This window comes from Peribacillus sp. P4_D6 (assembly GCF_056401795.1).
In genome coordinates, this window is record NZ_JBFUIQ010000105.1 from 1 (window position 1) to 13,571 (window position 13,571).

The 13,571-nt window shown below is 41.6% G+C and carries 13 protein-coding genes; 11 read left to right on the forward strand and 2 right to left on the reverse strand.

From position 1 onward, the window contains the following. Positions 1–371: AIM24 family protein (locus tag AC1DVB_RS21100; protein WP_477590795.1), on the forward strand; the 371-nt coding region annotated here is incomplete at its 5' end. A 108-nt stretch (positions 372–479) separates the two neighbouring features. On the opposite strand, the gene metA is transcribed toward AC1DVB_RS21100, so the two are convergent. Next, positions 480–1,388 (reverse strand): homoserine O-acetyltransferase MetA, encoded by a 909-nt coding sequence (gene metA, locus AC1DVB_RS21105; RefSeq protein ID WP_057277307.1) that lies wholly within the window; start codon positions 1,386–1,388, stop codon positions 480–482. A 167-nt stretch (positions 1,389–1,555) separates the two neighbouring features. Between metA and AC1DVB_RS21110 the strand changes: the two genes are divergently transcribed. The 9 genes from AC1DVB_RS21110 to AC1DVB_RS21150 all read left to right on the forward strand — a co-directional run bounded on the left by AC1DVB_RS21110 (position 1,556) and on the right by AC1DVB_RS21150 (position 10,879). Next, on the forward strand, positions 1,556–2,089 hold the full coding sequence (locus AC1DVB_RS21110) for a hypothetical protein (RefSeq protein WP_057277308.1): 534 nt from the start codon (positions 1,556–1,558) through the stop codon (positions 2,087–2,089). Between the two features lie 78 nt (positions 2,090–2,167). Continuing rightward, entirely contained in the window at positions 2,168–2,644 is a 477-nt protein-coding gene (locus AC1DVB_RS21115) for a glutathione peroxidase (protein WP_034307586.1), read from the forward strand. A 141-nt stretch (positions 2,645–2,785) separates the two neighbouring features. Beyond that, a complete protein-coding gene (locus tag AC1DVB_RS21120) occupies positions 2,786–3,631 on the forward strand; it encodes a DegV family protein (RefSeq protein ID WP_057277309.1) in 846 nt (281 codons plus the stop codon). A gap of 53 nt (positions 3,632–3,684) precedes the next feature. Continuing rightward, positions 3,685–4,329, forward strand: a complete 645-nt coding sequence (locus tag AC1DVB_RS21125; RefSeq protein WP_477590798.1) for an HD domain-containing protein — start codon at positions 3,685–3,687, stop codon at positions 4,327–4,329. Then, entirely contained in the window at positions 4,326–6,203 is a 1,878-nt protein-coding gene (locus AC1DVB_RS21130) for an ABC-F family ATP-binding cassette domain-containing protein (RefSeq protein WP_477590800.1), read from the forward strand. The genes AC1DVB_RS21125 and AC1DVB_RS21130 overlap by 4 nt, the downstream gene beginning before the upstream one ends. Positions 6,204–6,333: 130 nt before the next feature. Further along, positions 6,334–7,470: a conserved virulence factor C family protein gene (locus tag AC1DVB_RS21135; RefSeq protein WP_057277312.1), complete on the forward strand. Its 1,137-nt coding sequence runs from the start codon at positions 6,334–6,336 to the stop codon at positions 7,468–7,470. Between the two features lie 283 nt (positions 7,471–7,753). Beyond that, positions 7,754–9,424, forward strand: coding sequence for a dihydroxy-acid dehydratase (ilvD, locus tag AC1DVB_RS21140; protein ID WP_034311212.1), 1,671 nt, complete (start codon positions 7,754–7,756; stop codon positions 9,422–9,424). 170 nt (positions 9,425–9,594) lie between these two features. Continuing rightward, a complete protein-coding gene (locus AC1DVB_RS21145) occupies positions 9,595–10,023 on the forward strand; it encodes a BrxA/BrxB family bacilliredoxin (protein ID WP_057277313.1) in 429 nt (142 codons plus the stop codon). Between the two features lie 76 nt (positions 10,024–10,099). Further along, a complete protein-coding gene (locus AC1DVB_RS21150) occupies positions 10,100–10,879 on the forward strand; it encodes a class I SAM-dependent methyltransferase (RefSeq protein WP_187049644.1) in 780 nt (259 codons plus the stop codon). Here AC1DVB_RS21150 and ggt read toward each other — a convergent pair whose 3' ends face one another. Beyond that, positions 10,880–12,568 (reverse strand): gamma-glutamyltransferase, encoded by a 1,689-nt coding sequence (gene ggt / locus AC1DVB_RS21155; RefSeq protein WP_477590802.1) that lies wholly within the window; start codon positions 12,566–12,568, stop codon positions 10,880–10,882. 436 nt (positions 12,569–13,004) lie between these two features. Between ggt and AC1DVB_RS21160 the strand changes: the two genes are divergently transcribed. Further along, positions 13,005–13,571 (forward strand): YpjP family protein (locus AC1DVB_RS21160; RefSeq protein WP_477590804.1); only part of this gene is annotated, 567 nt, incomplete at its 3' end.

Below are 13,571 nucleotides of genomic sequence, written 5' to 3' on the forward strand. Positions count from 1 at the left end.
GTGTTAACGGAAATGATTTACTCGCATTTGAGCCGGGGATTTCATGGGATATAAAAATGATGCGGCGCATTGCCGGGTTATTGGCGGGCGGATTGTTCAACGTAAGGCTCGAGGGGAGAGGCATGGTCGCATTCACTTCCCATTATGAGCCTCTTACTTTAATTGTGGAACCTGGGAATCCGGTTTATACCGACCCGAATGCCACAGTAGCTTGGTCAGGGGAATTGCAGCCTGAATTCGTAACGGATGTTTCATTGAAGTCGTTTTTTGGAAGGGGAAGCGGCGAATCCGTTCAAATGAAATTCGAAGGACAAGGATTTGTGGTGGTCCAACCTTTTGAAGAGGTATATTTCGGTAATAAGGAATCATGAACCAAACAACCTGAGTCAGATACTCAGGTTGTTTCCCATGATGATTGGATGTGTCTGCCATAAAAAAGCGATTCATTTCAAAGTGAAAGCTTCTTTTTTCTTACCCTTTCAATCCCACTCATAAGGGGTTGATTGGTAGACATAATAGTTCAGCCAATTCGAGAACATCAGGCTGCAATGGCTCTTCCAGCGGTGAAGAGGTATCCTGGTCGGATCGTTATCAGGAAAGTAATTTTCTGGGAGTTGCGTATTGATCCCGCGTTCCCTATCGCGCTTGTATTCTTCACCGAGGGTATCGGCATCATACTCGAAATGGCCGGTGACCATAATTCTTTTTCCATCAACTGAAGCAGCCATCAATACACCAGCTTGATCGGACTGTGCGAGAACCTTCAATTCAGGATGGTTAACTAATTTTTGATAGTCAATATCCGTATAGCGTGAATGAGGGGCCATAAAATAATCATCGAATCCGCGGACTAGATTTTCATTCGGTTCAAGGACCTCATGAGTGTATACCCCAAAGCATTTCTCTGGAAGTTCGTATTTGCCTATTCCATAATGATGGTACAGGGCAGCTTGTGCCCCCCAACAGATATGTAGGGTGGATGTGACATTTTCACTTGACCAGTTCATGATGCTCTGCAGTTCTTCCCAATAATTAACGTCTGAAAACTCCAGCTTTTCCACTGGAGCGCCTGTAATGATCAAGCCGTCATATTTCTTTGTGCGAATATCATTGAATGATTTGTAAAACTGATCTAAATGAAATTTACTTGTGTTCTTTGATTCATGTGTGCTTAAGCGCAGGAATGATATATTTACTTGAATGGGAGTATTGCCAAGAAAGCGCAGTAACTGGGCCTCCGTTTTTTCTTTTTCTGGCATTAGGTTTAAAATTAATATATTCAATGGACGGATTTCCTGATTGGTAGCTCTTTGCTCATCCATTACGAAGATATTTTCCTGTTCTAAAATTTCCCTTGCTGGCAGTTGTTCCGGAATTCTAATTGGCATGATTAGCCTCCTTCTTCAAAAATCATAATATTTTAATTATATAGAAAATTATTGAATAGAAAAGCTATTTTAATAATTTCTTGTAAATCCCGAAGGAAATGGCCTGGGAATGGTAAAATGGGAAGATCGGAATACATTAACTATGAAGTTGGAGAGGTGTTTGGAGATTGTTTGATCCTACAGCATTTGAAAACATGAAAGTGGTATTGGAGGGAGCGGTTTACGATCGTGACTTCATTGGGGATATATTGGTCATAAACCGTGATGATATAGTGAATCTCTCAACCATGTCCAGATCATATAAGATCGAGATGGAATTGAAAAAAACAAACGCGCCCATTTCGATTAGCGGAGCCATTGAGCTACACGCTTCCCTACATAACCTAAGTTCGGAGTTACTCGATGCAGCTATTGATGATACGCATTCAGGCTGCACGGTCAATATATTCATTTCTTTTCCTAAAAAGCTTGAAGAAGTGAATGCTGAACAATTGTTAAGTGACCTGGAAAAAATTTGGGGAGATCAGAGAATCATATCAGTGACGACCAGCGAAACGGTCAGTAAAAAAATGCAACCCATTACTTCCTCTATATATAAAATTTCATTTGGAAGGCTTGTAAGAGAAGAGCAAATGGATGATTTGGAAGACATGGTAGAGTATTTGATTCAATCCATTCAAGCAGTGAAGATTCCGGGATGATAGGAAAAGGATTAAAGTTGGTAAACCTACCTTTAAATACGGTAAAATGAATCATCATACTAAAGGGAGAGATCATACATGTCCATTTACGAATTTGAAGTCAATAAAATCAATGGCGAAACTATCTCGCTTGAGGAATATAAAGGGAAAGTGATGATTATAGTGAATACCGCAAGCAAATGCGGTTTTTCGCCACAGTATGATGATTTGCAAAGTCTGTATGTGCAATATAAAGAGGATGGGGTAGTCGTGCTTGGTTTTCCGTGTAATCAGTTTTTGAATCAGGAGCCTGGTGATGATCTGGAAATCGATTCATATTGCAAATTGAATCATGGTGTAACCTTCCCGATGTTTGCAAAAGTGAATGTCAAAGGAAAGGAAGCCCACCCCTTATTCAGCTATCTGACTGAAAATGCTCCTGGAGTGATGGGGTCCAAATCGATAAAATGGAATTTTACAAAGTTCTTGATTGATCGTAATGGAAATATCGTCAGCCGGTTTGCACCTAAAACAAAACCTCTGGAAATGGAAGAAGATATAAAAAAATTAATATGAAGTATGAAATCGAGTCCAACGGAAAGTTTCTGTTGGGCTCTTTTCTTGAGGTAAGATATTTATTGCATGCATCCGTTTTTAAAAGGGGACAGATGGTTGGGATATTGAATATAATAGAAGACACAAATGAGGGGGGAAACCATGGAACGAATTGCATGGGTAACAGATAGTACGGGAACTTTAGATGAAGAATTATCATTGAATGAACATGTATACATCGTTCCGATGGTCGTCATCATCGATGGGAAGGAATATGAAGATGGCGTCGACCTATTACCTGAGGAATTATACCGGAGGATGAGTGAGGAAAAAATCACGGCAACCACGTCACAGCCCTCGGTCGGCCGATTCCAGGAATTATATAAGGAGCTTGAAAAACGCTATGATCGAATCATAGCCGTACATCTTTCCAGTGAATTGAGCGGGACGGTTTCTGCGAGCAGGCAAGCTGCACAAATGGTTACGATCCCTGTTGACGTTTTTGATACTTTACTTATTTCTTTTCCAATGCTATTAATCTTGAAACGGCTCATGCATTATATTGAGAATGGCGATTCCATAAATGAAGCATTCGTCAAAACGAGAATGTATGCGGATAACCATGAGACCTATGTAATGATAGGCTCTTTAGATCAGCTGCATCGGAGCGGCAGGTTAACAAACGCACAGTATATTCTAGGAAGCCTATTGAGCTTTAAACCCATCATTTCAATTGAAAATGGTGTGCTCCATACTAAATCTAAACCTCGGAACCTTAAAAAAGCGGAAAAACAGATCTTCACTGATTTTCGCAGATCAGTCGAAGCGGGAACAGTAAAGGAATGCACCATATTATATGGTGGAGTGTCGGAGCAGGCACAAAAATGGAAAAAGATGATTTCCGAAGAATTCCCTCATGTGTTGATCCATGTATCCCCACTGGGGAGCGCCATCGGGGTGCATACCGGTGAACAGACGATTGGGCTCAGTTGGTTCAATGAAGATTAAAGCACACCATTATTGAGAACCATGGTAAAATAGAAAGGACATGGAGTGGTGAAATGCAACAAACGATGATTGAGTTAACGGAGAAGTATGTATATGACCGATTGAATTCTGATGCCAGCGGCCATGATTGGTTCCATATCGATCGTGTTCGTAAGCTGGCTTTACATATTGCAAAAGAAGAACGAGTAGGAAATGAGTTCATCATTGAAATGGCGGCTCTGCTTCATGATATCCCTGATGATAAACTAAACCAGGAAGCCGATGGGGGCTGGAAAAAGCTTGATGCTTGGTTTGATGAAATAAAGTTGGATATTGATAGTGTTGATGCCATCAAACAGATCATCAATACAATTTCATTTAGTGCAGGGCAGATGAGGCTACCTTCGATAGAGGCTGAAATTGTTCAGGATGCGGACCGCTTGGATGCAATTGGTGCCATTGGCATAGCCAGGACATTTGCATTTGGCGGAAAGAAGGGACAGCTTATGTATGATCCTTCATTGCCCATTAGGGAAAACATGACCAAGAAGGAATACAGGAATGGCAAAAGCTCTTCCATTCATCACTTTCATGAAAAATTATTGCGCTTGCAAGATATGCTTAATACTTGTACAGCCAAGAAGATTGCTAATGAAAGGCATGAATATATGGTAGGATTTTTAGAGGAATTTAATAAGGAATGGGATGTACGATTATGAAAGTTTTTAGCATGGAACATGTAATGAAAACCCAAGGGGAAAAGCTGCTTTTTAAAGATGTCTCTTTTTCCATTACCGAAGGGGAAAAAATCGGGATCGTTGGGATAAACGGTACCGGTAAATCGACATTATTGAATATCATCGCAGGGCTGGARGACAGTGATTTAGGAACGAAGGATCATCCGAATGATTATACGATTTCCTATCTGTCCCAAGATCCGCATTTTGATGAGAAATTGACGATCATGGAATATATGTATGAAAGTTCAACTCCTGTATTTTCGTTGATTAAAGAGTATGAAAAGACGCTCATTGAACTTCAAGTGGACCCGCAGAATAGCGCAATACAGGACCGTTTGTTAAAACAGCAGCAGGATATGGACACGCTAGGTGCCTGGGATACAAGTGCCAATGCCAGAACGATACTGACCAAGCTTGGACTTCCTGATCATTCAAGGAGACTGGGGGAACTGTCAGGCGGCCAAAAAAAACGTGCGGCCCTGGCAAAAACCTTGATTGAGACCCCTGATTTATTGATTTTGGATGAGCCTACGAACCATCTCGATTTTGAAAGCATTACTTGGCTTGAAGAATATTTAGGTAAATATCAAAAATCCGTTTTATTTGTAACCCATGATCGATATTTCCTTGATCGTGTGTCCAATAAGATTTGGGAAATTGCCCAGACCCAGCTTTTCGAATACAAAGGAAACTATGCGGATTATTTAGAATCAAAGGCCATTCGTGAAGAGAATGAATCGGMTGAAAGAACGAAAAAGGAAAGTCTATTCAAAAAAGAACTGGCCTGGATCCGTAAGGGTGCAAAGGCTCGGACAACGAAACAAAAGGCCAGGATCCAACGCTTCGAAACATTGGAATCAGGTGTAAAGGATAAGCAGAAAACCGAGAACCTGGAAATGGAATTAAGCGGTGCCCGTCTTGGGAAAAAAGTACTTGAGATGCAGGATGTTTCTAAATCCTTCGGTGATCGAACCATCATCAACCATTTTTCCTTCCTCTTCAAACCAGGTGATCGAATTGGGATCGTCGGTAATAATGGCAGCGGAAAGTCAACCTTGTTGAATATCCTGGCAGGAAGGGAATCCATAGATGAAGGAAACCTGGAAAAAGGGCAAACCGTGAAAATAGGGTACTATACGCAAGAAAGCGTCGATATGGATGAGAATTTGCGCATGATAGAGTATATTCGGGAAACGGCGGATTCAATCGCCCTTAAAGATGGTAGTTTCATATCGGCTGCGCAGATGCTTGAAAGGTTCTTATTTCCAATGGGATCGCATGGGACACCAATTCGTAAGCTGTCCGGTGGGGAGAAAAGGCGATTATATCTCCTTAACATATTGATGTCGGCACCTAATGTCCTGCTTTTGGATGAACCGACGAATGATTTGGACACGCAAACCTTGACCGTTCTTGAGGATTATTTAGAAACATTTTCAGGTGTAGTCATTACTGTCTCACATGATAGGTATTTCTTGGATAAAACGTGCCACCAGCTTCTTGTTTTCAAGAATAAAGGTGACATTGACTTTTATTACGGCTCATATTCAGAGTTCTTGGAAGACAAGACGGAAGAGGCTGTGCCAGTAAAAGCACCAGAGCCACAGATGAACCGGACCGAAAAGAAAAAGAAAAAACTGACCTATGCGGAAAGTAAGGAATGGGAAGAGATAGAAGGGAACATGGAGCGGGCCGAGCTGCGCTTGAAAGACATAACATCAGAAATGTCAGCAGCGGGAAGCGATTTTGAAAAAGTCCGCCTGCTTCTTGAAGAAGAAAAGGAACTAACGGATAAATTAGACCATTTGATGGAAAGATGGGCGTATTTAGCGGAAAAATTGGAAGAAGAATGAGCGTGGTGACTGGTCCAAGGATGTAAACTTGGATCAGTCTTTTTTTTGCCAATCTCAATTGCATGAGAATCTGTTTGCGATGTGATAATATCTAGTACATGGAAACGTCTTGTAAAAGGAGAGAAATGCATTGAAAATAAAGTCGATAGAACCTACACCAAGTCCGAATACAATGAAAATCAATTTAACAGAAGAGCTATTAGCTGGTAAAAGCAATAATTATAAGAAAGATCAAGCTGACCAGGCACCCAAGCTGATAAGGGATTTATTTACGATCGAGGGAGTGAAAGGGGTATATCATGTTGCGGACTTCTTAGCCGTTGAGCGAAACGCGAAATATGATTGGAAAGATATCTTGGTCCAAATCCGTCAGGTCTTTGGAGAAAAAACCGAGGAACAAAATCAACAAGGGGCATTAAATGAACATTACGGTGAAGTAACTGTTGCCATTCAACAATTCAAGGGCATTCCGATGCAAATTAAAGCAAGTGATAGTCAACACGAAAAACGTTTTGCCTTACCGGAATATTTCATAAAGGGCATTGCCGCTGCCCAAAAAGAAGATGATAATGTAGTCCTGCTTCGAAAATGGAAGGATTATGGCGTAAGATATGGTGATATGGAAGATATCGTGAAGGAAGTATCGGATGAACTGATCGCAGCTTATCCGGAAGATCGAATTAATCGGCTAGTTGCAGCTGCACAAGAAATGGTCGATACAAAGGAAGCAATTTTGAAACGTCCAAAAATTAAACTGTCTGCAGAAATGCTGAATGATGAAAGTTGGGAAAAGCGTTATCAGGCTTTAGAACAAATGGAAGATCCTACGGTTGATGATATTCCAGTATTGGATATGGCACTCTCCGACAGTAAAGTCTCCATTCGAAGGCTCGCGGTAGTATACTTGGGTATGATTGAAGATAGAAAAGTGCTTCCGAGCTTGTATAAAGCCTTGAAAGATAAAAGCGCGGCCGTAAGACGTACTGCTGGTGATTGTTTATCAGATCTTGGCTTTGAAGAAGCGATGGGAGAAATGTCTCAATCACTTTCGGATAAAAATAAATTGGTTAGATGGCGGGCCGCGATGTTTTTATACGAAGTGGGAAATGAAACGACCCTCCCTTATCTTAAACAAGCGGAACAGGATCCTGAATTCGAAGTGGCCCTGCAGGTCAAGATGGCCATAGACCGTATAGAAAATGGCGAAGAAGCAAAAGGTTCGGTTTGGAAGCAAATGACAGAATCAAGACAAGCGAATGACAAGTGATTTGAAATGACCCAGGAAAAAGGCATGTGGCTGATATAATCCGCATGCCTTATTATTTTTTTTAGGATCATTTCCAATCGTTTGAAAGGGGTTCCCCTGAGGTCGAATCTATAAATTAGAACTCTATTATTTTAGTAAAATGATTTTTGTAGGTATTTAGTGAAGAATGGTTGCATTTGTCTATAAATATGTTAGAATTTTTAGAGTATACTAAAAATTATATTATTCTGAATCATTAAACATTTAGCGGAAATTGGGGGTACAACAAATGTCTACATCAAATATGAGAAGTGACATGATTACAAAAGGGGTCGATCGAGCTCCACATAGAAGTCTGTTGCGGGCAGCAGGGGTTAAAGAAGAAGATTTCGGTAAACCGTTCATCGCGGTTTGTAATTCATACATCGATATCGTTCCAGGTCATGTCCACCTTCAGGAATTCGGAAAAATTGTGAAGGAAGCGATTCGCGAAGCGGGCGGTGTTCCTTTCGAATTTAATACGATCGGGGTAGACGATGGAATTGCAATGGGTCATATTGGTATGCGCTATTCCTTGCCAAGCCGTGAAATCATCGCAGATTCCGTGGAAACTGTTGTATCGGCACATTGGTTTGACGGTATGGTGTGCATTCCAAACTGTGACAAGATAACGCCGGGAATGATGATGGGAGCACTTCGTGTCAATATTCCTACAATATTCGTAAGCGGCGGACCCATGAAAGCAGGTAAAGATAAAAATGGTAAATCTCTTTCATTAACATCCGTTTTTGAAGGGGTGGGTGCTTATCAAGCAGGTAATATCAATGAAGAGGATTTGCAGGAGATCGAGCAAGTTGCATGCCCTACTTGCGGTTCTTGTTCAGGAATGTTCACAGCAAACTCCATGAACTGCCTGGCTGAAGGATTGGGACTTGCGCTACCGGGAAATGGAACGATTTTGGCGGTAGCCGAAGAACGTAAGGAATTCGTTAAGAAATCCGCTAAACAGTTGATGGAGATAATCAAACAGGATATCAAGCCTCGTGATATCGTGACGATTGATGCAATTGATAACGCATTTGCCTTGGATATGGCGATGGGCGGTTCGACGAACACCGTGCTTCATACGCTTGCATTGGCACATGAAGCAGGTTTTGAATATCCGATGGAACGCATAAATGAAATAGCTAACCGCGTACCGCATCTAGCGAAAATTGCACCGGCATCCGATTACCATATTGAAGATGTACATAATGCCGGTGGTGTAAGTGCCGTCATTAATGAGTTACTCAAAAAACCAGGTGCGTTTAATGGAGATTGCCTTTCTGTCTCAGGTAAGACGCTCCGCGAAAATGTTGCCGGTTGTGAAATATTGGACAAGGATGTAATCCATCCATTGGATAATCCGCATTCTGAGCGTGGCGGGCTTGCGGTATTGTTCGGTAACCTTGCTCCTCAAGGCTCCATCGTAAAAGTGGGCGCCGTTGACGCATCAGTTGGTGGCTATCACAGGGGTCCCGCCATTTGTTTCGATTCCCAGGAAGATGCACTTTCCGGAATCATTACCGGAAAGGTTAAAGAAGGGGATGTAGTGGTCATTCGTTACGAAGGGCCTAAAGGTGGGCCGGGAATGCCGGAAATGTTGGCACCCACTTCCCAAATCGTCGGGAGGGGACTTGGAGCGAAAGTCGGTTTGATCACAGATGGCCGCTTTTCRGGAGCATCGCGAGGCATCAGCATTGGTCATATATCCCCCGAAGCAGCTGAGGGAGGCCCGATCGCCTTTGTTGAAGATGGAGATATCATCGAATTGGATTTGAATAATCGTAAAATCCAATTGGAAATTTCCGATGAAGAATTCGAAAAACGCAAAGCCAATTGGAAAGGCTTCGAGTCAAAGGTCAGGACTGGCTATTTAGCACGGTATTCCAAACTTGTGACGAATGCCAGCTCAGGCGGAGTGATGAAAGTTTAAGTTTAAAGGGAAGACTAAAACATGGTGGCAGAAGGAAACTGGATTTCTGTCACCATGTTTCTTTGTGAAAAATGAAATTTTACAAAGCTTTAAGCGTCATTTTTGCATATGCACTGAAGAATATAGTATCATTATACTAATTGAAGAATTGTAACCAAGGAGGTTTTTTTATGTCGATGGCATATGATGAATATATGAAACAAATGGTGAAACCAATGCGTGCGGAACTGGTGCAGGCAGGTTTTGATGAGTTGGAATCCGCTGAAGCGGTTGAAAACTTTATGGAATCGGTGGAAGGTACGACACTTGTGGTCGTGAATTCAGTTTGCGGCTGTGCTGCCGGGTTAGCCCGTCCAGCTGCTACTCAAGCCGTACTCCAAGCGGACAATAAGCCAGATCATTTGGTAACTGTATTCGCAGGCCAAGATAAGGAAGCGACAGCTAAAATGCGCGAATACTTCGATGGAATAGAACCTTCTTCACCATCCATGGCTCTTTTAAAGGGCAAAGAGGTCGTACATTTCATTCCGCGCCATGATATAGAAGGACAGCCAATGGAAGCCATCATGGAAAATTTATTGGCAGCGTTCAGTAAGTAAATAAGTGATGAAGCGGAATGTCCTGGAAACAGGGCATTCTTTTCAAATTTTAAGAGAGTATGAAGGGGTAGGATTCATGTTTGTCACAACAGTAGGAAGAGCCGATAAAGAAACGATGATATTAGCCAAAAGGTTAGCTGAAGAATTGCAAATCCCCTTTATAGCAAGAAGAAAACGATCGGTGAGTGATATCCAAGCGGAACATAATGAAGATGATTGCCTTGTTTTTGGTAAAAAGCGGATGGAGTTATATCGATATCAGGAAAAAGAACCATTCTTTTTTCATCCGAACCTGGCGATGATCCGTATAAAAAGAATAATGCGCGGAGAGAGTGATCCATTTCTCATTGCCGGAGATATAAATGAAGGGAACACTGTGCTTGATTGTACCTTGGGATTGGGCTCTGATGCGATTGTCGCAAGTTTCGCGGTGGGTGAACATGGACGGGTTGTCGGATTGGAAGGAAATCAATATTTGGCCTTGCTCGTGGACCGTGGAATGAAAACATGGGAGGATGCAGAAGAAAAAATGATTTCTGCGATGAGAAGAATAGAGGTCAGGCAGGGTGACCATTACGAAATATTGAAAACATTGCCGGATAATCATTTTGATGTCGTATATTTCGATCCCATGTTTGAAGAAACGATTCAGGAATCGAATGGTATCAGGGGACTGACTCATTTTGCGGATGGTAAGGATCTATCGGTTGAAATAATGAAAGAAGCCAAGCGGGTTGCGCGCAATAGAGTCGTGTTGAAAGACCATTACCGCAGCTCCCGCTTTGAGGAATTTGGATTTGAGGTACTAAAAAGAAAAACATCCAAATTCCATTTTGGCTTCATTTCCATCCAGTGATCACGATTTATAATCTGTTTCGTCCAGACCCATGGCACAGCCTTCCCGGCTTGAATCGGCAGCACCATAGTTCGAGCCATCGGGGTTGATTTGAATCGCTTGGACATTCCCTATTGAGTGGGGAACTTCATTAAAGGCGAAGCCCATTGCTTCCAAGTGGCCTTTGCTAGTCATATCCATTCCAGGCTCCCATTCAATATGAGGCCCCATCGGAGTGAAAATTCTAGGTTCTTCGATGGCTGCTTTCAAATCCATTTTTAAATCGAGTACATTAATGATCGTTTGTACGACTGAACTGATGATGGTTGGTCCTCCTGGTGACCCTAACGTCAAGATCGGCTCGCCGTCCTTAAAGATGATGGTCGGGCTTTTACAGCTGACTGGGCGTTTATTGGGCTGCACTTCATTCATGCCGCCAGGAATGGAATCAAAATCAGTCAGTTCGTTATTCAGCATGAAACCATAGTCGGAAACCATGATGCCTGATCCGAATGGATGTTCCACTGTAGAAGTGCATGCTGCGATATTACCCCATCTGTCACGGACAGTGAAGTGCGTCGTTTCACTGATCTCTTCTTCATTAGGTTGCGGAATGACTTCCCTTTGTTGCACGSAATCATAAATCCAAGGGTTTCCGAAGTCAATGGCATTATTTCTTGACTTGAAATTAATGAATGAGCGGCGTTTAGCTATATACTCATCATGCATGAGGCCCGCCAATGGCAATTCGGCAAATTCGGGATCAGCGAGAAATGCTTTTTTATCTGTAAATGCCAGACGCATCGCTTCTGCGATTAAATAATATTTTTCCCAAGAACGGGCGTCATATTGTTCGATTTGGAAGCTTTCCAAAATTTTCAGGATTTGAATGACCGTGAATCCGCCGGCACTTGGCGCATTTGATGAAGCAATTAAATAATCCTTATAAGTCCCATACATTGGTACATCGATAGTAGCTTTATAGCCCTTTAAATCAGAAAGCTCCATGAACCCTCCAAGTTCTTGTATGCAGGAAATGATGCCCTCTCCGATTTCACCTTCATAAAAAGCGGAAATTCCTTCACGTTGTAATATCCGATAGGTATTCGCCAATTTTTCTTTAATMAGCAAATCGCCATCCTGATAGGGTTTTCCGTTTGGTATGAAGAACTTACGCGCTTCATCGCCCAATCGATATTCAAAGTTTTTAAGAGCATCGCATAGAACCCAATTGACGGGAACTCCTTTTTCAGCAAATTCAATGGATGGCTCGATAAGTTCTGCCAATGGCTTGCTGCCATTTTCGGCGAGTGCTTCATCCATAGCTTTCAGTATTCCAGGAATGCCAACCGCTGTTGCTTTGATAGATCTCTCTTTAAAAGGGATGACTTCCCCTTTTTCATCAAGAAACATGTCTCGATGTGCGGCCTTAGGTGCCCTTACATGGCCGTCGTATATTTTCGTTTCCTTATCTTTTGCATTATATACCATAAGAAAACCACTTCCGCCGATACCAGTCATCATTGGTTCAACAACATTTAGGGCAAATTGGATGGCGACGGCCGCATCGACAGCATTTCCACCTTCACGTAATATTTTTTCCCCTATTGAAGTTGCGACAGGATGAGCTGTAACGACCATTCCGGAGCTCCCTTTCGCAGTTTCCCTTTTGTAATCCTTATCTTTTATCTTCTCATTGTTGTTTTCCAAAATGATTCCTCCATTATTCAGTCCTTTTATCTGCCAAAAAGGTAAACTTATGTTTGAGTGAAAAGAAAACCTTGTCATTGTAGAAAAATGACAAGGAGATTTTTCGTAGGTATTCATTTATTCTTAATCAGCAAATGATAAATATACGAAAAATGCTAATGTAACAAGACATAAAGCCACCATGGCAGTCGAAGCCATATAAGACCCCTCCTTAAAAAGACTTGAATCTAATTAATTTCTCCAAAAATCGTCAAAATCCTTCATTTAAATGTAAATTTATTGATATTTATTAAAAAGTTCGAGTTCATTAAACTTTATATAGGTATTTATCCTTTTTTTTGATTTTTAAAACATGGGTAACTATATATTCGTAATTACCAAAAAATAAAAGTATACTAAATATAAAGACAATACAAAAAAGGAGGGGGAGTGTGAGTTGAAAGCAGCGGTTTGGTTCAGGAAAAGTCTCGTCATTTTAGTATCCGTTTTGACGTTTGGTCTTGTCACTCCTTCAGATCTGGCGTGGTTAGCGGAAGYCGATTCGTTAAAGGATACTAAAAAGGGATTAGTGGAAGAAGAGGGATTAGCCTATCTTCCTTCGCAGAATTCAACTGAAATTGAGGAAGAATTCAACCGGGAAGAATTTTTATCGGACATCCTGAATAAGGCAGAGGAAAACGCATTTATGAAATTTGGCGATAAGATCAATCCAAAAATTGGCGATGAATTCAAAATGGTCATATTACCAAAAATGGAAGAAGCCATTACAGAAATGGCTGCACAATTTCCGGATGAAAAATTACAGCAATTGACCATCACTGAGCAGCCGAGTGCAGGCAGGGCCGAGAAGATATTCCATATTTATGATTCAATCAGCGGCAAGGATATCATCAGATTCCATGTAAGGCAGGAAAATCCCCCATTGGAAGGACATTGGTTCGATTTTCACTATCATACTCATCATGATTCATTTGCCACCCATTATAATATAGGGAAAATATAT

Excerpts from the sequence above, each read along its gene's own strand:
- AC1DVB_RS21150 (WP_187049644.1), top strand. The coding sequence starts at position 10,100 with ATGTTTGTCACAACAGTAGGAAGAGCCGATAAAGAAACGATGATATTA.
- AC1DVB_RS21120 (WP_057277309.1), top strand. The coding sequence starts at position 2,786 with ATGGAACGAATTGCATGGGTAACAGATAGTACGGGAACTTTAGATGAA.
- metA (WP_057277307.1), bottom strand. The coding sequence starts at position 1,388 with ATGCCAATTAGAATTCCGGAACAACTGCCAGCAAGGGAAATTTTAGAA.
- AC1DVB_RS21115 (WP_034307586.1), top strand. The coding sequence starts at position 2,168 with ATGTCCATTTACGAATTTGAAGTCAATAAAATCAATGGCGAAACTATC.
- AC1DVB_RS21125 (WP_477590798.1), top strand. The coding sequence starts at position 3,685 with ATGCAACAAACGATGATTGAGTTAACGGAGAAGTATGTATATGACCGA.
- AC1DVB_RS21145 (WP_057277313.1), top strand. The coding sequence starts at position 9,595 with ATGTCGATGGCATATGATGAATATATGAAACAAATGGTGAAACCAATG.